The following is a 21,142-nucleotide window of genomic DNA, read 5'->3' on the forward strand; positions in this document are numbered from 1 at the left end:
CTATTTATCGGCACATTGCTGATAGGTTTTTACCGTTACGATAACTGTTCTTTATCTATAATCGTTGCATAAATAACAAAATTCTCTGTCCTATTAATAATACTTTCCATAACACAAAAGTGTTGCAAAAATTTTTAATTTTTTAAATTCTATTGTTATATAAATTAGGGTTTGTCTTTTTAATTTTGATTGTGGGTAAAGGTGAATTTGTTTTAAATTCAATCGGCTATAAAGAAAAAAATTATAGTGAGAATATGCATTTAAAATTATATGCAACTATGACTCACAGGTGTAGGGGACATCATTGATGTCCCGTTACAAACTATCCTAAATAAAGGTATTATGCCCTATGTAGATATTATAAATTTATAGTCTGTAAACAAGACAATAATCCCATAGGTATCACACTTTTTAACGGGCGAACAATGTTCGCCCCTACACCTGAACTCATAATTCTTGTTACATTTAATAGTTAGAAATAAAGGAAAAATTCTGCTTTGATGATATTTTAAACAAGTTTAAAATATCATCCACTCCTTCCGTCTTTGCATACGCAAAGCCACCTCCCTCAGCGAGGGAGGCAACAAGGTATGTACATTTTTAGAATTTGTACATACTTGATTATATGTACAAACTCTGTTTGGCTTCCTCAGACGAGGAAGCTGTCATTCGTGAATTGCAGAGCAATTCACCTTTTAAAGAATGACTGAAGGAGGGAAAAACTATAAATTAGATGAATTATTCGGTTAATATCTAATTAACCTATATTACATAATCATCCCCACAAACCCCAATTTGCAGAACTGATTAATCTTTACCCACAGACAAAATTAAAAAATTGAAAAATAAAAAATAAAAATTCCATAAATAACCTTATAATTTTTGGCATAGTCAATATTTACTTACAGATAATATTAGTGGGTGTTATATCCATTAATTTAGAAAGGAAATGTTGATATATGAAAGCCACAGGTATTGTTAGGAGAATTGACGATTTAGGCAGAGTTGTTATACCTAAAGAAATTCGCAGAACATTGCGTATTCGTGAGGGTGACCCATTAGAAATTTTCACTGCTACTGATGGCGAAGTGGTTTTTAAGAAATATTCTCCTGTAGGAGAGTTAGGGAACTTTGCCACACAATATGCCGATGTACTGATGAGGGTTAGCCAAATGCCAACTGTTATTACCGACAGAGACCATGTTATTGCAGTTTCAGGTGCAAGTAAAAGGGAATATCTTGAAAGGCGAGTTACCCAAAGTCTTGAGCGATATATGGAACAAAGAAGATGTTACATTGCAACAGAAACCAGCAACGGCGATACCTTTCCGGTAGAGGGTATTGACTCGCCGGCAGGTATTATTTATCCTATTATTGCTTCCGGTGATGTAACCGGTTCGGTGTGTATGTTAGAAAGTGACACAGTAAAAATTCCAACAAATACAGAAGTAAAACTTTGTCAAAGTGCTGCTGCATTCTTAGGTAAGCAAATGGAAGAATAAATTTATTCTTAATTTTTTCATATTATTTTTTCTGCTTATTAAAAACTCTCTCAAATTTTAAAACACCACAATCAAAATTAAAAAAATTAAAATTTCTCCTTAATAAGTATAGATAAGAAAAGGGCTATTGCAAAAGCAATAGCCCCATAATTTTATTTAATTATCTGTCGTTAGCATAAGAAACAAGTTTCTTTCTAGGAAGTGAGAATGCAACATTGTCTGCATGGTCACCGACTCTTTCAAATGCTGAAAGAAGTTCTAGGAAGATTGTACCATTTTCAGCAGTACAAAGACCGTCATTCATACGCTTAATGTGGTTTTCTTTAAAGATGTTACAACAATCATCAAGTTCATCCTCAGTATCAACAACTGTTTCTGCAAGTGTTGGAGTTGCCTTTTGAGTGTTGAACATTTCAAAGCCACAGTCAATCATCTTAATTACAAGTGCATCCAGCTGATGAAGTTCGTTAAGTGCATCATCTGTAAAGTAGATTTTACTGTCAATCATTCTCTTTGTACATTCAGTAATGTTCTCGGCATGGTCACCGATTCTTTCAAGATCCTGAATAGCCTTGTACATTACACCCATAATCTTTCTGTCTTCATCCACAATATCAAGACCGTTAATCTTAACAATGTATCTTGTAATTTCGTGGGTTAAGTAGTCAATAACTTTTTCATTCTTTTCTACCTTTTCGGTATAAGAAAGGTCACGGTCAAAGAATCCCTTAATAGCCATATCGTAGCTTTTTCTTGCAAGTGAAGAAAGTCTTTCACATTCTTTTTCAACCTGACGAACAGCCATAGGTGGTGTTGTAAGGATACGGTTATCAAGATAAACAGTACCCATCTTTTCTTTCTCTTCTTCAAGGTCAGGAAGAATTAACTTTGTAATCTTCATAATCAAACTTGAACAAGGAAGTAAGATAACTGTAATTGCAATATTAAAGATAATATGTGCTGCAGAAATCTGAGCAGCTACACCTACTGTCTTTGCAGGTAGGAAGTAGTTGATAATATCTGTAAATGGTAGGAATATTGCAACCAATGTCATAATAATCGCACCAAAGCAACTGATTAATAGGTTGGATAATGAAATCTGCTTAGCTGTACGGTTTGCACCAAGTGAAGAAAGAATAGCAGCAGAACAAGCACCAACATTAAAACCAAATACAACAAATACTGCTTGGTCAAGAGAAGTGATAACACCGGCAGAAGCAAGTGCCATTAAAATACCAACAGAAGCTGATGAACTTTGGATAATACCTGTAAAGATAATACCAACAAATAGTCCAAGTAGTGGGAAACTTAGCTTATCGGCAATACTTAGGAAAGCCTCACTCTCACCCATCCACTTTAGGTTTTCACTCATTAGTGAAAGACCTAGGAAAAGCATACCAAAACCGGCTGCAATCTGTCCGTAATACTTATAGTTATTTTTCTTGAAGAAGGTAATAACAATAGCTCCAAGGAAAATAAATATAGGAACGAAAGATTTAATATCAATAGCCAGCAAAAGTGAAGTAACGGTTGTACCAATCTTAGCACCAAACAAAACACCGATTGCTTGGCCAAATTCCATAAGTCCTGCATTAGCAAAACCAACAACCATAGCGTCAGTTGCAGAAGAACTCTGAATAACACCTGTTACCAAAACACCAACAAGCATAGCAATAAACTTGTTGCTAGTAATTTTTTCTAGCAAATTACGAAGTTTGCTACCTGCTGCAAGTTCAAGACCTTCACCCATATTTTTCATACCGATTAGGAAAAGACCTAAACCACCAAGTGCCATAATCACTTTTAGCACAATACTGTAAGCATCCATAAAAGATACCTCCTACTGAAACTTGTTTTATAAACTCTTTATTTATATTTTATTGTTTCCAAATTACCCTAGCTTAATTTTAACTTATACTATTGTCAATAATATTACTTAAAAGAATATTAAATAAAAATTAAATATATGTTAAATCTAATAGTATATCCACTATATAAAATAGTTAATTTGACGAAAAAATAACCTCTTTCTAAGTAGAAAGAGGTCATCAGTTCATATTTTCATAATAATTAAAGTTTATATACTTTCCTTTGGTGTGACATATACAGTCTTGTTGTTCACATAAATAACCATTCCCGGCTTTGCACCACTTGGTTTGCTGACATTTTTTACAATAGTATAGTCAACAGGAACATTGTCACTTTCCTTAGCTTTGCTGTTATATGCTGCTAGGGATGCTGCCTCAAGTATTGCAGTATCTGTTATTTCTCTGTTGTCACTTACAATGATTACATGGCTACCGGGAATATCCTTAGTATGTAACCACATATCATAGTTTCTTGCAGTCTTTAAGGTTAATTTATCGTTTTGCTTATTGTTTCTGCCAACATAAATTGTAAAACCGTCTGATGAAGTATATTCCTTAGGTGGTAAAAGTTTTAATGCTTTGTTTCTGCCCTTAGGGTTTCTGTTCTTTAAGTAACCCTCATCAACAAGTTCTTGTCTAATCTCAGTTAGTTCTCTTTCACTTTCTGCTCTGCCTAAACTTTCCTGTACTGCTGAAATATACTGAAGTTCAGCTTTAGCCTTGGCAATTTGAACAGTTAGCATTTCTTCTCTTGTTTTTGCTCTGCGATAATCCTTGTAATACTTCTGAACATTCTGACTAGGGTTAAGAGTTGGACTTAGCTTAATTCTAACAATCTTGTTGTTGTCGTAATAATCTTCAACATCAATGAAACTTTGACCTCTAACCATCTTGTACATATTGGCTTGTAGTAGGTCACCTTTTTTGCGAAGTTTATCTCTGTTTAAGCTATCCTTTAGTTCCTTTTCTTGTACTGCGATTTTTCTGCAAAGTTTATCCTGAATATTTGAACAAAGCCTTAGTAGGTCCTGACCTTTAACTTTCATTCTTTCGGCTTTATCTCTCTCATAATAGAAAGAATCAAGCAAAGTAGAAAAGTCAAGAAATCTCTTTTTACTAGCCATTTCACCATACTGCATAATATCCATAAATGCAATATCAAATGGTTTACCCTCAGGCTTAATCATCATTGTTGGTGACTTTTCCCCTGAAACAATATATTCCTTTAGCTTATCTACCTTTTCAATTAGCTTTAGCTTATCAATAACAGTTAGCTCTCTGTTGCTATCCACACCAACCATATACTCAAGTTCTCTTGTAATAATTGGCGATACACCTTGCATTGCAGAAAGCAGTGCTTTAGATAGTCGCATTTCTGCCGGTGTGTTAATAGCCTTTTCTACAATATCTCTGCCACTACATTCTAGGATACATAGCTTATCCTGCTTTGGTGGCAGTTCATATTTAATATTTGGCAAAACTAATCTTTGGGTGCTCATTGTAAAGTCAACACGCTTTAGTGCATCAACAATATTGTCATTTTCATCAATAAGGATAATGTTGCTGTACTTACCCATTATCTCCACACAAAGAGTTAATTTAACCTTGTCCCCCAGTTCATTAGTTGCAATAAAGTCAAGGAACATAATTCTTTCAAGTTCTATTTGTCTAACATCAACTAACTTTGCACCACCCAGTCTTTTTCTAAGTAGCATACAAAGCATTGGTGGTGTTGCAGGATTTTCAATAGAATGTTCTGTAAAGCAAATTCGTGGTGAATTTGCCCTTGAAGACACAAGTAACTTTTTGTTGCCGTTCTTTGTTCTAAGTGCAATTACAAGTTCATCTCTGTTAGGTTGATGAATTTGACTTACCCTTGCGTCTAGGGCAACGCTCTTAATTTCTTCTTTTACATAGTGCATCATTACACCATCAAAAGCCATAACTTCACCTGCTTTCTATATTCTAAAAATTCTTATTATTTATGATACTTTCCGTTACTGCTAATCTGGAAACCTCTGTATATTTGTTCAGTTAGCATTACTCTTGCCATTTGATGTGGGAAGGTCATTTTGCCCATTGACATTTTGTAGTTAGCAATTTTCTTCACTTCATCAGAAAGTCCCCAGCTACCACCGATTACAAAGTTCATTGTGCTTTTACCATCAATCTGTACATCGTCAATTAGCTTTGACAAATCTTCGGAAGAAATTATTTTACCCTCAATACACATAGCTACTGTGTAGTCAGTCGGCTTAATCTTAGAAAGTATTGACTTGCCTTCTTCTTCAAGAATATGGGCAATCTGCTTTTCATTAGGGTCTTGATTAGTTTTACATTCACTAAGTTCAATAATTGAGAATTTACAAAATGCACCTAGCCTTTTGCTATACTCCTTTATTGCGTCAACCCAATATTTTTCCTTTAATTTTCCGATACAAATTATATTTACTGTTAGCATTAGAAGAGTATTACCTTTCCGTTATTATCTACCGGTGCAACATCAAGTGTATAGTCATAATCTCTCTTGTATCCCATAGAAGAAAGATAATCCACACTTTCCTTTATTGCTAAAGCCGGCATATTATTTTCTTGACTAAGGTGTCCAAGCATAACCCTCATAGTTCCATTCTTAATAATTTCAGGAAGTTCATTTGCACAACTTTCGTTAGATAAATGTCCATACTTAGACAAAATTCTTTCCTTTAAATAGTAAGGATAGACACCATTCTTAAGCATATTAACATCATGGTTACTTTCAAGTACCAAAGCATCAACACCATAAAAGGCATCTCTGATAACATCAGTCATAACACCAAGGTCAGTTGCAATCATAGCCTTTCTGTCATCGGAAGTAGTAACCTTGTAACAACAAGGTTCATTTGCATCATGCATTGTAGGGAAAGATTCTATCATCATATCATCAAGTTCAACCTGACCATTGATAACATTAGTTACTGCATTAGCCTCTAAGCACTTACCCTTAATAAGTCCATTCATAGTACCTTCGGTAGCATATACAGGTATATTATTCTTTTTTACAAGTACTCTTAGTCCTGAACAATGGTCCTTGTGTTCATGGGTAATAAAGACACCTTTGATTTTCTTTATATCAATATTGTTATCGGCAAGTGCATTTTCGATTTGTTTACAACTTCTACCGGCATCAACAAGTACACCACCTGCACCTGAACCTATGTAATAACTATTTCCTTTACTTCCACTAAACAATGGTATAATCTTTGCCACAATACTTCATTCCTTCTAAAAACTTCTATAAACAAAAATAAGGGGTACAAAAAGTACCCCTGAAAATCTTAATTAAACTGACTCTGCAAGTTCACCCTCAGGGTCATAAACTTTTTTAATATCAGCACCTAGCTGCTGGAACTTTTCAACAACTTCTTCATAACCTCTTTCGATAAAGTGAATGTTACTGATAACAGTTGTACCGTCTGCTGTAAGAGCAGCAATAATCATAGCAGCACCGGCACGAAGGTCAGTAGCCTTAACCTGAGCAGGTTTTAGTGGTGTACCACCTTCAATAATTGCAAGTCTGCCTTCAACAGAAATCTTAGCATCCATTCTCTGAAGTTCACTAATATACTGATAACGGTTATCCCATACATTTTCGTTAATGATACTTGTACCGTTACAAGATGTTAACATTGCAACAAACTGTGGTTGACAGTCAGTTGGAAAACCCGGATGAGGCATAGTCTTGATGTTACAACGAGTAAGATTCTTACCTCTTGCATCAACAGTAACTGCTTCATCAAATTCTTCAATATCACAACCGATTTCTCTTAACTTAGCAGTAATAGAGTCAAGGTGCTTCGGAGTAATGTTCTTTACAGTTACTCTGCCTCTTGTAGCAGCAGCTGCTGCCATATATGTTCCTGCTTCAATTTGGTCAGGAATAATTGAATAAGTAACACCGTGTAAGTATTCAACACCACGAATCTTGATAACATCAGTACCTGCACCACGAACATCAGCACCCATAGAGTTAAGGAAGTTTGCCAAATCAACAACATGAGGTTCTTTTGCACAGTTTTCAATAACTGTTAAGCCCTCAGCCTTAACTGCTGCAAGCATTAGGTTGATAGTTGTACCGACTGAAACAACATCAAGATAAATGTTGTTACCCTTTAACTTACCTTCTCTGCACTTAATATCAATTGCACCATCAAGAATTTCATGGTCACAACCAAGTGCTTCAAAACCCTTTAGGTGTTGGTCAATAGGTCTAACACCAAAGTTACAACCACCCGGTAGCAGTACCTTTGCTTTACCATAACGACCAAGTAAAGCACCAAGAAGGTAGTAAGATGCTCTCATACCTCTTACAAGGTCAGTAGTTGCTTCGTGAGTTCTAATATGTCTAGGGTCAATATCTAAAGTTGACTTATTTACTCTTTTAACAATAGCACCCATTTCTTTAAGGATAGTACCGATAAGTGCTACATCACTGATATTAGGAATATTTTCAATTCTACAAGGTTCATCACAAAGGATTACACCCGGGATAATGGCTACAGCAGCATTTTTCGCACCACTGATTGTTACCTCGCCATTTAAAGGCTTTCCACCATTTACAACAAATTTATTCAAAACTGCACACTCCAATTTCTCCAATTTTGGTTTATGCTTATATTTATCAAAAGTTCAAAAAATATAACAAGTTTTTAACTTTATTTTCTTAAATCTAAATATAATTAGCCCAAAGATATTTTACGGCTAATTAATATATTAACCCTAAATGGGTTTTAAGTCAATCGTTATTTAGGATTGTAACACTTTTTGTTGAAGTTGCACTCAAAATTTTTGTTCTAAAAAGTATTTTTAAAGAAACTGACTAGACCTGTAGTAAATTGTAACTTTATTGTAATTATTTCTTTTAAAGAATAAACATTTGTTCTATTTTCTTTTAGAAAATTATCCTACAGAATTAAACTACATTAATTTACATAGTTTTCATAGGAATTAAAAATATTACTACAAATTTGTAATCAATCTGTGCCCCAATACTTTCTGTCAAGTGTTCTGTACTGCAAAGCCTCAGCCACATATTCACCTTTGATTACTTCACTGTTGTCTAGATCGGCAATAGTTCTGCTAACCTTTAAAATTCTGTCATATGCTCTGGCTGACAGTCCCAGGCTCTCAAAGGCTTTTTCAAGTATTTTGTCAGCATTTTCATCGGTAATGCAGTATTTCTTTAGCAGTTCACTTGTTAGGTGAGCGTTACAAGTAATGCCTGTACCTTTGTACCTATCAATCTGTATTTGTCTTGCTTTATTTACTCTTTCTCTGATTTTCTCAGAGGACTCACCTTTTTCTTTGGCAGAAAGCTCACTGTAATCTACCGGTGGAACTTCTATGTGTATATCTATTCTGTCCAATAATGGGCCTGATATTCTATTTAAATAATTTTGAATACTGTGAGGTGAACACCTACATTTCTTAGTAGGATGGTTGTAATACCCACAAGGACAAGGGTTCATTGCTGCAAGTACCATCATTTTTGCCGGATATGTATATGAACCGTTTACCCTAGAGATTGTTACCTTACCGTCTTCAATAGGTTGTCTAAGTCCTTCAAGTGTTTTCCTTGAGAACTCAGGAAGTTCATCAAGGAACAGTATTCCGTTATTAGCAAGGGTGATTTCCCCAGGCTTTGGAATATTGCCACCACCTGTAAGTGCTACAGGTGAAGCAGTATGGTGAGGACTTCTAAAAGGTCTTGTATTAATTAAGGAAACACCCTCCGGCAATTGACCTGCAATAGAAAGTACCTTTGAAGTTTCTATTCTTTCTGCAAATGTCATTTTAGGCAAAATCCCCGGTACTCTCTTTGCAAGCATACTTTTACCTGAACCGGGAGGTCCGATAAGCAAAACATTGTGACCACCGGCTGCTGCAATCTCTAAGGCTCTCTTAGCCTCATACTGACCGCATACATCAGAAAAGTCCGGATAATTCTCATTTTCTTCTACATCTGCATTTTCAAATTCTACAGGTTTTATTTTTTCCATTCCATTTAGGTGAGCTACAAGCTGATACAAGTTTTTTACCGGATAAACATTTATCCCTTGTACAACTGCTCCCTCTTTTGCATTTTCATAAGGAACATAAAGGTTCTTTATGCCTTCTTCCTTAGCTTTAATAGCCATAGGAAGAACCCCATTGACTCTTCTGATGTTACCGGAAAGAGAAAGTTCACCGATAAAAGCAGAATTCCTTATGTCTGCATTTATCTGTCTTGTAACAAGTAAGAGAGCAATCATTATTGGCAAATCATAAAGTGGACCTTCCTTCTTTATATCTGCCGGAGCAAGATTTACTGTTATTCTTTGGTCCGGAAAGACAAAACCACAGTTATGAATTGCACTTCTAACTCTATCTCGACTTTCCTTTACTGCCGTATCAGGCAGCCCTACCATTTCAAAAGCTGGGAAACCCTGTGAAATATCTGCTTCTATTGTTACTAAGAAACTTTCCATTCCTATTGTACCCAGACTAAGGCAACTTACTACCATTATATATCACTTCCATTATTTACTATATATTAATAAGAAGAACAATAATTTTCATTATATACTTAATAATATCATATATTAAAGGGAATAAAAAGACATTAAGTGACAAAATACTAAATATTTTTATGAATTCTGCATAATAATAAAAAATATTATAAAATTTTTTATAGAAATATATTAAAATATCATTGACAAATCAACATATTAAGGGTAGAATAAGACTTAAACACAGATTACGGCGAGGTTTTTTGATGATGTGTAGTCAAAACGAAAATACCCTTATTCAAAATGCAAAATGTGGCGACAACCTTGCTTTTGAAAAACTTTCTTTCCGTTATCTTGGTTTAATTCACAAACTGAGTAACCAATACAAAGTAGAGGGTTATGACACTAATGATTTTGTTCAAGAGGGATTACTGGCACTTTTATCAGCAGTAAAGAGCTTTGACCCTAATCATTCTATTAGTTTCAAGAATTACGCTTTGCTTTGTGTAAAAAATCGTTTTAGAACCATTGTAAAGAAGTCCCAAAGGGACAAGGCTATTCCAATGTCAAGTACAGTTCCTTTTGATGAACAACTTGATGTTACTGACCACACTGCAAATCCGGAAAACCAAGTCTTAAACGAAGAAAGATTTGCATTATTGCTAGAAAAAGCTAGAGATGTTCTTTCCCAAAAAGAGTACAAGGTACTTACCTACTATATAAATGGGTACTCCTATATGGAAATTTCAGAAAAACTAGGTATTGACAAAAAGTCTGTTGACAATGCCCTTTCAAGAGCGAAAAAGAAGTTACTCTAAAAAATTCACTTATGTGAAAGAACAAGAGAGGTAAAACCTATGTACGAAGATAAGACACTTATTTGTAAAGATTGTGGCAATGAATTTGTTTTTTCTGCCGGTGAGCAGGAATTTTATGCTGAGAAAGGTTTTGTAAATGAACCTCAGCGTTGTAAATCTTGTCGTCAAGCAAGAAAACAAGCTGTAAAGTCATCAAGAGAAATGCACAAAACCGTATGTGCAAGTTGTGGTGGTGAAGCAGTTATTCCATTTAAGCCAATGGAAGGCAAGGACTACTACTGTAGCGAATGTTTCGCTAAAAGAAAAGAACAAGGCCTTGCATAATTAACTTAAAAAGAAAAAGGATAGTTATATATAAGCACTCTAGCCGTTACGGTTAGGGTGTTTTTCTTATGGTTTTGGTTATAATAAAAGTACAGAAAATAAGAATATATATAATAGAAAAGGCTTTTATTATAAAAAAATATGTGTTATAATGTAGAAAAATTTTGGAGGTAATTAATTATGACTATTGATAAAAATTCTATTATTGGCGATGTACTTGACAGCTATCCTGAAACAGCTGAATTCTTTATGGAAATCGGTATGCATTGCCTAGGTTGTCCTCATTCAAGAGGCGAAAGCATTGAAGAGGCTTGTTATGTTCACGGTACAGATGCTGATGAACTAATCGCAAAGATTAAGGCTGCTATCGGTCAATGATTTTAACTGAAAGACTACAGACTATTGCCACAATGGTGGATAAAGGTAGTGTAGTAGCTGATATTGGCACAGACCATGCCTATCTTCCGGTTTTCCTCATTCAGCAAGGAATTTGTGGAAAAGCCTTAGCTTGTGACATTAATCCTTTGCCACTTGAAAAGGGAAACCAAAACATAATCTTCAACCATCTACAAGATAAGATTGAAACAAGACTTTGTGACGGTCTTAACGGAATAGGTGAAGATGAGGCTGATACCTTTATTATGGCAGGTATGGGTGCTGATGTAATTATTCACATACTTTCTTCTTGTGAATATATAGCTAATGAAAAGTACACTCTTATTATTCAGCCAATGACAAGGTACTATACCTTAACTCAATGGCTATATGAAAATGGTTTTGAAATCAAAGAGCAGAAATGCACTCATGAAGGCAAAAGACCATATACAATAATGAAGATAAAATATACCGGCAAGAAAACACCTTACACAGAAAGTGACCTTTATCTTGGCAGTATGGATATAAGTGATGAAGAATGTAAAATTTTCTTATCAAATGAAATCCGTAAGCTAAACAAAAGAGTCCTTGGTGAAGAAGGTCTTGAAGAAGTTATCAATGTATTGGAGGAAAAGGTAAATGACAGTAAATGATATTTTTAACTATACCGAAAGTTTTGCTCCAATAGATACTTGTGCTGACTTTGACAACTGTGGTATTCTTGTTGGTGACAAAAACCAAACTGTAACTAAAGTTCTTGTTGCCCTTGACATAACATCTTCTGTTGTTGAGGAGGCAAAAAAGATTGGTGCTGAACTAATCATCAGCCACCACCCTATTATTTTTGCACCACTAAAAAAGGTTAGCAAAAACAGTGTTGTATATAAATTAGTTGAAAATAATATTTCAGCTTTGTGCTTACACACTAACCTTGACATTTCACCTATCTTTGGTGTAAACACTTGTCTTGGTGATGCTTTAGGTTTACAAAACGGTAAATTCATTGATGGCACATATGCTTATATTGGCGAAATTGATAAACCACTTTCAGCAAAAGAATTTGCAAAGCAAGTTAAAGAAAAGCTAAACTGCAAAGGTTTAAGATATACAGACAAAGACAAGGTGCAGAAAATTTGTGTATCTTCAGGTGCAGGTGCTGAGGAAATCTTTACTGCACTTGACAATGGTTGTGACCTATTCTTAACAGGTGAGATGAAGCACCACCTACTGATTGAGGCAATGGAAAAAGATATTGCCGTTGTTGAGGTTGGACACTTTAAATCAGAAGATGTGGTTATCTCCCCTCTTGTTGAAAAGTTAAGTCAGCAATTCCCTGATGTATCTTTCACCAAAGCAAAAGCAGTTATTGATAATGTTGAGTATTTGTGATTTTTAGTTATTTGATATTAAATTTTAGTTTTTGACTAACACACTAAATGACAGTCATTAATAACTATAGTAATTAATGATTTTAATAATTAATGATTATAAATTTTATAATACTTACATTTTATTTAACTTTATAACAAATTATCCCTAGGTTCTCACCTAGGGATTTCTTTATTTTATCGTTTCTAATATTTTATAGATTTCACATTTATATAGTTGTATACTATGTCCTTTTCCTCTTGTAAATTTGGTTTTTTCAATTTTGTCTGTTGGTAAAGGTGAGAATGATAAATTAGGGTTTGTGAGGCTGATTATGTAATAAAGGTTGATTTAGATAGCAACCGATTAATACATCTAATTTATAGTTTTTCCCTCCTTCAGTCATTCTTTAAAAGGTGAATTGCTTTGCAATTCACGAATGACAGCTTCCTCGTCTGAGGAAGCCAAGCGTAATATGTACAAATTTGTAAGTTTGTACACAAAAAAGAAATTGTACAGACCTAGTTGCCTCCCTCGCTGAGGGAGGTGTCACCGAATGGTGACGGAAGGAGTGATTGATATTTTAAACTTGTTTAAAATATCATTATATATGAAACTTTCCTCTATTTCTAACTATAAAATATAAGAAAAATTATGAGTTACAGTTGTAGGGGACATCATTGATGTCCCGTTACAAACTAGCCTTAATATAGGTACTTTGCCCTATATGGTAAGTTATAATTTTTAGTTTCTACATAGGATGAAGTTACATAAAACATTTTACTATTAAACGGGCGAACAGTGTTCGCCCCTACATCTGTAAGCCAAAATTTTGCTATAATTCACACCCACAAACCCTAATTTGCAGAACTGATTTATCTTCACCCACAAACAAAGTTGAAAAAGCTACTCTTTAAGGGTTCGGCCGGTAACATCGGTTTTATAATCCACTTTACAATTATCACAAACTAATTTAGAAAGAGGTACAAACTCATAACCACTATCTCTGACTGCCTCTATAATCATAGGTAGAGCCTCAGGTGTATTCTTAGCACCGTTATGCATAAGGATAATACTGCCGTTCTGTAGCTTAGGCACAATTCTATCCACCATTTCTGCCGGAGTAGGGTCTTTCCAATCTAAGGAATCGATATCCCATTGAACACAATACATATTAAGACTTTTTACACTTTGCACAACAGTTGTGTTGTAGTCACCATATGGTGGTCTAAAAAGTTTAGGATTTTCACCTGTCAGTTCTTTTACCTTGTTATTGCAATCTTCAATTTGCTTTTTCTGTTCATCAACACTCATTTGAGTCATATGTGGGTGGGTGTCACTATGGTTGCCTATGTCGTGACCTGCCTTATAAATATCTTTTACATCATCAGGATATTTATCTACCCAATCACCTACCAAGAAAAATGTAGACTTTACCTTATACTCTTTCAGAATATCAAGTAGCTTATGGGTTTGTTCATCACCCCATGCAGCATCAAAAGAAATTGCAACTTGCTTTTTATCTGTTTCAACAGAATAAATAGGAAGTTCCTTTTGCTCAGTTGCAGTTTGTACTGCTTTCATTCCTGTATTTGTCAAAATTCCTATTGCAATTATTGTCACCATTAAGCAACAAAGAACAATAGCCAATCCCTTTTTGTCAAGAATAAATAAACGCATACTGACCTCCAAATATGTACCCATAATAGAGGAAACCCTCCACAATATATTTATGTGGAGGGTTTTGAAATATTCTATAATTTAATTATTTTACTGACCAAGTGATACCCTCAGGTGTATCCTTGATTACAACATTCATTGCGTTAAGTTCATCACGAATAGCATCAGCAGTTGCCCAATCTTTGTTAGCTCTAGCCTCAGTTCTTTTCTTGATAAGTTCTTCAACCTTTGCAGTATCAACAGAAGAATTCTTTTCTTCCTTTAGCTTGTTAGCAGCCTTTACTAGGTCAAGGCTTAGAACCTTGTCAAAGTCATTTAGAAGATAAATCTTTGTTGCATCACTAATGTTAGCCTTTAGTACATCATAAATGCTTGTGATACCTAGAGATGTGTTTAGGTCGTTATCCATATTTTCCTTAAACTTATCAATAAATGGCTGAGCCTCTTCCATATTTGGTTCACCTGTAGGGTTAAGGTTAGAAATCTTCTTAACCAGCTTGTTGTATGCCTTAGCAGTATTGTCAAGGTTATCATAGCTAAATGTTAGTGGCTTACGGTAGTGTGACTGTAAGCAGAACATTCTATATACAACAGGGTTATAACCTTTTTCTTCAAGTAAAGATACAGTTAAGAAACCACCCTTACTCTTACTCATTTTACCTCTTGCATCAAGTAGGTGAGTTACATGAAACCAATAAGGACACCACTTGTGACCGATATACGCTTCACTTTGAGCAATTTCGTTTGTATGGTGAGGGAATGCATTATCAACACCACCACAATGAATATCTAGGTATTCACCAAGGTGCTTAATTGAAATTGCAGAACATTCAATGTGCCAACCCGGATAACCGTAACCCCAAGGGCTTTCCCACTTTAGTTCTTGGTCATCAAACTTACTCTTTGTAAACCATAGTACAAAGTCAGTTTTGTTTCTCTTATTTTCATCTTCATCAACATCATCACGAACACCAACTGCTAGGTCATCTTGGTTCTGATTACCGAACACATAGTATTCATCTAGCTTTGATGTGTCAAAGTAAACATTGCCACCGGCTTCGTAAGCATAACCTTTCTTAAGAAGTGTATCTACCATCTTAATAAATTCAGGGATACAATGTGTTGCAGGTTCAACCACATCAGGTGTCTTAATATTAAGTTTCTTACAATCATCAAAGAAAGCATCTGTATAGAACTTTGCAATTTCAAGAACTGTCTTGTGTTCTCTCTTAGCACCGGCAAGCATTTTGTCCTCACCTGTATCGGCATCACTTGATAAATGTCCTACATCAGTAATGTTCATAACTCTCTTTACATCATAGCCAATGTAACGAAGATACTTTTCAAGTACATCTTCCATAATGTAGGTACGCAAGTTACCGATATGTGCATAGTGGTAAACTGTAGGACCACAAGTATACATTGCAACCTTGCCTTCTGTATGTGGAACAAACTCCATCTTCTTGTTACCTAATGTGTTGTATAAAATCATTTTTTATCCTCCAAACGCTTTTTAAGTTCTTCAATTTCGTTATTAAGTCTTTGAATTTGTTGTGTTACCGGATTGGTGTAGTGAATTTGGTCAAGAATATCAATTCTTTCACCATGCATTTTTACTACTTGAGCAGGTACACCAACTGCAGTTGAGTCAGGTGGAATTTCATTTAGAACTACTGCACCGGCAGCAATTCTTGCATTGTCACCGACCTTAAAAGGTCCTAACACCCTAGCACCACAACCAACAAGAACATTGTTGCCTAAGGTTGGATGTCTTTTGCCGGTATCTTTACCTGTACCACCAAGGGTAACACCTTGATAAAGAGTACAGTTCTCACCGATTTCCGTTGTTTCACCAATAACAACACCCATACCATGGTCAATGAAAAGACCTTTACCGATAGTAGCTCCGGGATGAATTTCAATACCTGTTTTGTGTCTTGAACGCTGACTGATAAATCTAGCGATAAATTTCATATTATGTCTAAAGAACCAGTTGGCTCTTCTGTGACTTCTTACTGCCTTGTATCCTGAGTAAAGGAAGAAAACTTCCAGCCTGTTTCTGGCAGCCGGATCTCTCTCCATTACGGCATCAAGGTCAGATTTCATAGTTCTGAACATTCTTACTTTTCAACTCCTATGAGACTTTATATTATATATTATGCTGTAAAAAATTTTTGTAATAAAAAAGCCCTGTACAAAAGTACAGGACGAATATATCGTGGTTCCACCTGAGTTTGGTCTTTCTGACTTTTAATAAAATCAAAGCAACCCTCAAATCCTTAACGCAGAAATACGGACAAAGATACTACTTTCCCTTTGTCAGCTCATGGGTGCATTTCTTCAAAAATCCTTTGAAAACGCTTTCAGCCAATGGCGTTTACTCTCTGACAAAATCAAGATGAATACTTCTCCCAATCAAAGCCTTTTTAATATCATCACTATTATATACTTAGATAAAGAAAAAAGCAAGAGTAAAAACTCTTGCTTAAAAATTATTTTTCGTAAGTCCAAACAACCATATAGTGTCTATCCTTAATAGCAAAAACTTTATGACCGTCAGCCTCTTTTATCTTTCTTGTTTTTGCTCTGATTAGATGAACTTTTAGCTTTGCTCCATTGTCAAGTTTATAACTGTTCCACATAGAACTCTTTACACATTTTCTTGAAATATCAGGAATGTAATAGTCAGATTCTTTACCGGCAAAGTAATATTTATTATCCTTAACCATCATAGGTGCAAGAACAATATCCGTCTTATTATTATGAGCAATCCAAATAATTACATCATCGCTTACCTGTGCTCTGGTAATGCCTCTTTTAATATAAATTGCACTATTCTGCGTTTTGTTATTTTCATAAGCCTCTGATGGACTACTGCAATATTCATTACTTGTACAACCAACTAAAGAAACTGCAATAACAACTACTAATAAAAATGATAAAATTCTTTTAACTTTCATTTTCCAAATCTCTTTTCATCTTAGTTTTAGTTATCTTTTAGAAAACCGATATTATCCTTTAGATAAATAATACCACTAATCAAGGTGAATAAAGTAGATAGCCAAATCAAGCCATTACCTATGTAATAGAAAACTTCACTGACAAAGCCTGTAGAAATTTTCATTGCATTAAGCACTTCAAGTACAACTTGCATAGCAAATATAACTGAGATACCTACCATCTGAGAAACTGTTTTGATTTTGCCCCAAATATTGGCAGCAACAACCTTGCCACTTGAGGCAGCAACAAGCCTTATGCCTGAAACGGCAAATTCTCTAAACAACACTATGATAACCGGTATTGCACCGAAAGAACCAAGTAAACCAACTTGCAAAAAACAAACTAAAGCAGTTAGCACAAGAATTTTGTCTGCTAATGGGTCTGCAAATTTTCCGAAGTCAGTAACAAGGTTTCTGCTTCTTGCAATTTTACCGTCAAGTGTATCTGTAACAGATGCAACACCAAATATACAACCTGCCACTAAGTAGTGGAAAGGAAAGTTAACCAGCATTGCAATAATGAAAAATGGTACTAAGATAATTCTTAGTAATGTCAATTTGTTTGGTAGGTTCATCTAATCAATCCTATTAAATAATTTCACCAACAAGTGAACTGTCAATAAAGTCGGTGATTTTAATTTTATAAAATTCTCCAACAGTCGGTTTGTCTTCACCGGCTGTAAAGAAAGTTACTGTATCAACATCAGGTGCATCCTGATAACTTCTGCCAAAGTAACATTCAGCATATCTATCATAGCCCTCACATACAACTTCCATTTCTTTACCAATCTGGTTCTGTAAGAATTCATCCATTATGTAGCTTTGCTGATCCATAACAATCTCAGCTCTATGGTTCTTTACATCTTCATCAATTTGGTTAGGGAAAGTAGCTGCCGGAGTACCTTCTTCAATACTATATGGGAAACAACCCATTCTCTCAAACTTTGCTTCCTTAATAAATTCGCAAAGTTCAGTAAATTCTTCTTCAGTTTCACCCGGGAAACCGGCAATAAATGTTGTACGGATAACAAGGTTAGGAATTTCTTTTCTTAACTTTCTTAGTAAAGCAAGTAACTCATCCTTGTCACCTGAACGGTTCATTCTGCGAAGAACATCTTTGTTACAATGTTGAAGTGGTAAGTCGATATATTTACAGATTTTGTCCTCATTCTTGATAACATCAATAAGTTCATCTGTAATCTTATCCGGATAACAGTATAGCACTCTTATCCACTTTAGTCCATCTATTTTGCAAAGTTCTTTTAAAAGTTCTGCCAACTTGTATTCGCCGTAAAGGTCCATACCATATCTTGTGGTGTCTTGGGCAATAACATTAAGTTCCTTAACACCTTTACTTGCAAGACCTTTTGCTTCTTCAATAATATTTTCCATTTTACGACTTCTGTGACCACCACGAATAAGTGGAATTGCACAGTAAGTACAACGGTTGTCACAACCCTCGGAAATCTTAATGTATGCAGTATGCTGAGGTGTTGACTGTAATCTTTTGCCTTCAAGTGGCATAAGAAGTTTGTCAGGATGAGCCTGAACTTTCTCATCCCCCATAACCTTATCAAGAATAGCAACAATATCATTATTTGCACCGATACCGACTACTGCGTCAATCTCGCACATTTCTTTCATCATATCGTTGTTATATCTTTCAGCCAAACAACCTGTAACAATAATTTTCTTAATCTGACCTTCTCTCTTAAGAGTAGAAAGTTCAAGAATTTCGTCAATACTTTCTTGCTTTGCTGACTCAATGAAACCACAAGTATTTACGATTGCCACATCACAAACACCGGGATCTTCCGAGATTTCATAACCGGCTTCTCTAATCTTATAGAAAAGCATTTCAGCATCTACTTGGTTCTTTGCACAACCAAGCGAAACAATACTAACTTTAGTAGCCATAATTTTCCCCTTCATATTCACTCATAACAGACTTAATGTCATCCCAAGAAAAGCCCTTTCTCTGTAGTCCTGAGATTGCTCTTCTCTTGTACTTTTCATCTGTGGTGAAATTCTTATATTTTTTCTCAATAATAATTCTTATCTGTTCCCTTTGGTCAACTTCGGTTTCTTCCATTATAATGTCAATGAGATTACGGTCAATGCCCTTTTCCATTAACTTATACTTTGCACCTCTTGGTGAAAGGTGCTTACTGCCAAGGGTTAGTTCCTTGTAATATCTTCTTGCATAGTTTTCATCATTTACAAGACCTAAGTCCTTTAGCTTTGCTACGGCAGCAAGTGCCGACTCTTCGCTATAATCTCTCTTAATCTTGTCTACAAGCTCCTTTTCGCTATGGTCACGATAGGATATTAGCCAAAGTGCCTTTTCTTTAGCCCTCTTGTTGTTGCTTTCTATTACAAGGTTATGCAAGTCTTCATCGTCAATTTCTACACCGGCACGAATATGATTTGCAAGTAAAGTTTCTGTATCAAGTTTCATTGCAAATTCACCGTCAATATACAGTGCAGAAAATGACTTTCTCCTAGGCTCAACGGCAGTAACAACCATTAGTCTTCAACCAAAATATCAAGCTTTGCATCAGCCTTAGCCGGTGCTTTCTTTGCAGGTTCTTTCTTAGCTGTTTTCTTCTCAGCAGGTGAAGGAATATTCGGTGTAATCTCAGGTACTTTAGCACCCTTTTTCATTTTCTTAGTTTCTCTTAGGTGGTCAATATTAGCAAGTACCTTTTCTTCAATTTCCTTAGCCAATTCTTCATTTTCTTCAAGTAACATCTTAACCTTATCTCTACCTTGGCCAAGTCTTGTTTCACCATAACTAAACCAAGCACCGGCCTTGTTGATAACATCAGTATCAACTGCAAGGTCAATAAGTTCACCGATTCTAGAGATACCTTTACCGTACATAATGTCGAAATAAGCCTCTTTAAATGGAGGTGCAATCTTGTTCTTTACAACCTTAACCTTAGTACGGTTACCGATAACTTCACCGTTAACCTTAATAGCCTCAGCTTTTCTAACTTCAAGTCTTACGGAAGAATAGAACTTTAATGCTCTACCACCCGGTGTAACCTCCGGATTACCGTAAACAACACCAACTTTTTCTCTAAGCTGATTTATGAAAATTGCAACACAGTTACTTTTATTAATAGCACCGGCAAGTTTTCTAAGTGCTTGTGACATCAGTCTTGCTTGTAGACCAACATGGGAGTCACCCATTTCACCCTCAATTTCAGCCTTTGGTACAAGTGCTGCTACTGAGTCAACTACAAGTACATCAATAGCACCTGAACGAATAAGAGCCTCTGCAATTTCCAGAGCATCTTCACCTGTATCAGGCTGAGCAACAAGAAGGTTATCAATATCAACACCAAGAGCCTCTGCATATACCGGATCAAGAGCATGTTCAACATCAATAAATGCAACATTGCCACCGTCTTTTTGACCTTCGGCAATACAGTGAAGTGATAGTGTTGTTTTACCTGATGATTCAGGTCCGTAAATTTCAATAATTCTGCCACGAGGTAAGCCACCGATACCTAAAGCAATATCAAGTCCCAAAGAACCTGTACTAACATGACCTACACTCATATGTTCGTTCTGTCCAAGACGCATTACTGCACCTTTACCAAATTGTTTTTCTATCTGACTAAGAGCTGTCTGTAGCGCTTTATTCTTATCTACTGCCATAATAATACATCCTTT

Annotated in this window: 20 protein-coding genes and 1 other annotated feature; of the genes, 6 read left to right on the plus strand and 14 right to left on the minus strand. The window is 35.4% G+C overall.

Translation table 11 applies throughout. The annotated features are described in order from the left end of the window. Positions 1-959: 959 nt before the first annotated feature. Positions 960-1,502 carry a stage V sporulation T C-terminal domain-containing protein gene (locus E5Z56_RS03390; RefSeq protein WP_022504847.1) on the plus strand — a complete coding sequence of 181 codons (543 nt, stop codon included), beginning with the start codon at positions 960-962 and terminating at the stop codon, positions 1,500-1,502. Between the two features lie 160 nt (positions 1,503-1,662). Here E5Z56_RS03390 and E5Z56_RS03395 read toward each other — a convergent pair whose 3' ends face one another. The 6 genes from E5Z56_RS03395 to E5Z56_RS03420 all read right to left on the minus strand — a co-directional run bounded on the left by E5Z56_RS03395 (position 1,663) and on the right by E5Z56_RS03420 (position 9,912). Next, a complete protein-coding gene (locus E5Z56_RS03395) occupies positions 1,663-3,330 on the minus strand; it encodes a Na/Pi cotransporter family protein (RefSeq protein ID WP_138156528.1) in 1,668 nt (555 codons plus the stop codon). Between the two features lie 249 nt (positions 3,331-3,579). Beyond that, positions 3,580-5,313, minus strand: a complete 1,734-nt coding sequence (locus E5Z56_RS03400) for an Rqc2 family fibronectin-binding protein (protein WP_138156529.1) — start codon at positions 5,311-5,313, stop codon at positions 3,580-3,582. Between the two features lie 35 nt (positions 5,314-5,348). Beyond that, on the minus strand, positions 5,349-5,831 hold the full coding sequence (gene rlmH / locus E5Z56_RS03405) for a 23S rRNA (pseudouridine(1915)-N(3))-methyltransferase RlmH (RefSeq protein ID WP_138156530.1): 483 nt from the start codon (positions 5,829-5,831) through the stop codon (positions 5,349-5,351). Next, a complete protein-coding gene (locus tag E5Z56_RS03410; RefSeq protein WP_138156531.1) occupies positions 5,831-6,619 on the minus strand; it encodes an MBL fold metallo-hydrolase in 789 nt (262 codons plus the stop codon). Before E5Z56_RS03410 ends, rlmH begins: the two co-directional genes overlap by 1 nt. Before the next feature lie 72 nt (positions 6,620-6,691). Next, positions 6,692-7,984: a UDP-N-acetylglucosamine 1-carboxyvinyltransferase gene (locus E5Z56_RS03415; RefSeq protein ID WP_022504852.1), complete on the minus strand. Its 1,293-nt coding sequence runs from the start codon at positions 7,982-7,984 to the stop codon at positions 6,692-6,694. Between the two features lie 398 nt (positions 7,985-8,382). Further along, positions 8,383-9,912 (minus strand): YifB family Mg chelatase-like AAA ATPase, encoded by a 1,530-nt coding sequence (locus E5Z56_RS03420; protein WP_138156532.1) that lies wholly within the window; start codon positions 9,910-9,912, stop codon positions 8,383-8,385. Between the two features lie 251 nt (positions 9,913-10,163). Here E5Z56_RS03420 and E5Z56_RS03425 point away from each other — a divergent pair, with 251 nt between their 5' ends. The 5 genes from E5Z56_RS03425 (at position 10,164) to E5Z56_RS03445 (ending at position 12,803) form a co-directional block, all read left to right on the plus strand. Further along, complete coding sequence (locus E5Z56_RS03425; protein WP_138156533.1) at positions 10,164-10,715, plus strand: sigma-70 family RNA polymerase sigma factor; 552 nt, start codon at positions 10,164-10,166, stop codon at positions 10,713-10,715. Positions 10,716-10,754: 39 nt separating this feature from the next. Continuing rightward, positions 10,755-11,039, plus strand: a complete 285-nt coding sequence (locus E5Z56_RS03430) for a zinc-ribbon domain containing protein (RefSeq protein ID WP_138156534.1) — start codon at positions 10,755-10,757, stop codon at positions 11,037-11,039. Between the two features lie 180 nt (positions 11,040-11,219). Continuing rightward, the gene (locus E5Z56_RS03435) at positions 11,220-11,417 is read left to right on the plus strand and encodes a DUF1858 domain-containing protein (protein ID WP_022504856.1); all 198 of its coding nucleotides are present in this window, start codon (positions 11,220-11,222) and stop codon (positions 11,415-11,417) included. Then, positions 11,414-12,067: a class I SAM-dependent methyltransferase gene (locus tag E5Z56_RS03440; RefSeq protein ID WP_138156535.1), complete on the plus strand. Its 654-nt coding sequence runs from the start codon at positions 11,414-11,416 to the stop codon at positions 12,065-12,067. The genes E5Z56_RS03435 and E5Z56_RS03440 overlap by 4 nt, the downstream gene beginning before the upstream one ends. Next, positions 12,054-12,803 carry a Nif3-like dinuclear metal center hexameric protein gene (locus E5Z56_RS03445; RefSeq protein ID WP_138156536.1) on the plus strand — a complete coding sequence of 250 codons (750 nt, stop codon included), beginning with the start codon at positions 12,054-12,056 and terminating at the stop codon, positions 12,801-12,803. The genes E5Z56_RS03440 and E5Z56_RS03445 overlap by 14 nt, the downstream gene beginning before the upstream one ends. An 885-nt stretch (positions 12,804-13,688) precedes the next feature. Here E5Z56_RS03445 and E5Z56_RS03450 read toward each other — a convergent pair. The 8 genes from E5Z56_RS03450 to recA all read right to left on the minus strand — a co-directional run bounded on the left by E5Z56_RS03450 (position 13,689) and on the right by recA (position 21,127). Continuing rightward, on the minus strand, positions 13,689-14,462 hold the full coding sequence (locus tag E5Z56_RS03450; protein ID WP_138156537.1) for a polysaccharide deacetylase family protein: 774 nt from the start codon (positions 14,460-14,462) through the stop codon (positions 13,689-13,691). Between the two features lie 85 nt (positions 14,463-14,547). Next, the gene (gene cysS / locus E5Z56_RS03455) at positions 14,548-15,954 is read right to left on the minus strand and encodes a cysteine--tRNA ligase (protein WP_138156538.1); all 1,407 of its coding nucleotides are present in this window, start codon (positions 15,952-15,954) and stop codon (positions 14,548-14,550) included. Next, positions 15,951-16,580, minus strand: coding sequence for a serine O-acetyltransferase EpsC (gene epsC, locus E5Z56_RS03460; protein WP_138156539.1), 630 nt, complete (start codon positions 16,578-16,580; stop codon positions 15,951-15,953). Before epsC ends, cysS begins: the two co-directional genes overlap by 4 nt. A gap of 82 nt (positions 16,581-16,662) precedes the next feature. Further along, positions 16,663-16,890, minus strand: a binding site (T-box leader). Between the two features lie 64 nt (positions 16,891-16,954). Next, positions 16,955-17,422 (minus strand): hypothetical protein, encoded by a 468-nt coding sequence (locus E5Z56_RS03465; RefSeq protein WP_138156540.1) that lies wholly within the window; start codon positions 17,420-17,422, stop codon positions 16,955-16,957. A gap of 26 nt (positions 17,423-17,448) precedes the next feature. Continuing rightward, on the minus strand, positions 17,449-18,036 hold the full coding sequence (gene pgsA / locus E5Z56_RS03470; protein ID WP_138156541.1) for a CDP-diacylglycerol--glycerol-3-phosphate 3-phosphatidyltransferase: 588 nt from the start codon (positions 18,034-18,036) through the stop codon (positions 17,449-17,451). A 13-nt stretch (positions 18,037-18,049) separates the two neighbouring features. Further along, positions 18,050-19,378 (minus strand): 30S ribosomal protein S12 methylthiotransferase RimO, encoded by a 1,329-nt coding sequence (gene rimO / locus E5Z56_RS03475; RefSeq protein ID WP_138156542.1) that lies wholly within the window; start codon positions 19,376-19,378, stop codon positions 18,050-18,052. Then, positions 19,368-19,988, minus strand: a complete 621-nt coding sequence (locus tag E5Z56_RS03480; protein ID WP_138156543.1) for a regulatory protein RecX — start codon at positions 19,986-19,988, stop codon at positions 19,368-19,370. Before E5Z56_RS03480 ends, rimO begins: the two co-directional genes overlap by 11 nt. Further along, positions 19,988-21,127, minus strand: coding sequence for a recombinase RecA (recA, locus tag E5Z56_RS03485; protein ID WP_138156544.1), 1,140 nt, complete (start codon positions 21,125-21,127; stop codon positions 19,988-19,990). Before recA ends, E5Z56_RS03480 begins: the two co-directional genes overlap by 1 nt. Between the last annotated feature and the right edge of the window lie 15 nt (positions 21,128-21,142).

This window comes from Ruminococcus bovis, from assembly GCF_005601135.1.
GTDB lineage: Bacteria > Bacillota > Clostridia > Oscillospirales > Acutalibacteraceae > Ruminococcoides > Ruminococcoides bovis.

Coding starts and splice junctions, on each gene's coding strand:
- pgsA (WP_138156541.1), bottom strand. CDS start 18,036: ATGAACCTACCAAACAAATTGACATTACTAAGAATTATCTTAGTACCA.
- E5Z56_RS03400 (WP_138156529.1), bottom strand. CDS start 5,313: ATGGCTTTTGATGGTGTAATGATGCACTATGTAAAAGAAGAAATTAAG.
- E5Z56_RS03420 (WP_138156532.1), bottom strand. CDS start 9,912: ATGGTAGTAAGTTGCCTTAGTCTGGGTACAATAGGAATGGAAAGTTTC.
- rlmH (WP_138156530.1), bottom strand. CDS start 5,831: ATGCTAACAGTAAATATAATTTGTATCGGAAAATTAAAGGAAAAATAT.
- E5Z56_RS03450 (WP_138156537.1), bottom strand. CDS start 14,462: ATGCGTTTATTTATTCTTGACAAAAAGGGATTGGCTATTGTTCTTTGT.
- E5Z56_RS03445 (WP_138156536.1), top strand. CDS start 12,054: ATGACAGTAAATGATATTTTTAACTATACCGAAAGTTTTGCTCCAATA.
- E5Z56_RS03395 (WP_138156528.1), bottom strand. CDS start 3,330: ATGGATGCTTACAGTATTGTGCTAAAAGTGATTATGGCACTTGGTGGT.
- E5Z56_RS03430 (WP_138156534.1), top strand. CDS start 10,755: ATGTACGAAGATAAGACACTTATTTGTAAAGATTGTGGCAATGAATTT.
- E5Z56_RS03480 (WP_138156543.1), bottom strand. CDS start 19,988: ATGGTTGTTACTGCCGTTGAGCCTAGGAGAAAGTCATTTTCTGCACTG.
- E5Z56_RS03425 (WP_138156533.1), top strand. CDS start 10,164: ATGATGTGTAGTCAAAACGAAAATACCCTTATTCAAAATGCAAAATGT.
- recA (WP_138156544.1), bottom strand. CDS start 21,127: ATGGCAGTAGATAAGAATAAAGCGCTACAGACAGCTCTTAGTCAGATA.
- rimO (WP_138156542.1), bottom strand. CDS start 19,378: ATGGCTACTAAAGTTAGTATTGTTTCGCTTGGTTGTGCAAAGAACCAA.
- cysS (WP_138156538.1), bottom strand. CDS start 15,954: ATGATTTTATACAACACATTAGGTAACAAGAAGATGGAGTTTGTTCCA.
- epsC (WP_138156539.1), bottom strand. CDS start 16,580: ATGTTCAGAACTATGAAATCTGACCTTGATGCCGTAATGGAGAGAGAT.
- E5Z56_RS03435 (WP_022504856.1), top strand. CDS start 11,220: ATGACTATTGATAAAAATTCTATTATTGGCGATGTACTTGACAGCTAT.
- E5Z56_RS03465 (WP_138156540.1), bottom strand. CDS start 17,422: ATGAAAGTTAAAAGAATTTTATCATTTTTATTAGTAGTTGTTATTGCA.
- E5Z56_RS03440 (WP_138156535.1), top strand. CDS start 11,414: ATGATTTTAACTGAAAGACTACAGACTATTGCCACAATGGTGGATAAA.
- E5Z56_RS03390 (WP_022504847.1), top strand. CDS start 960: ATGAAAGCCACAGGTATTGTTAGGAGAATTGACGATTTAGGCAGAGTT.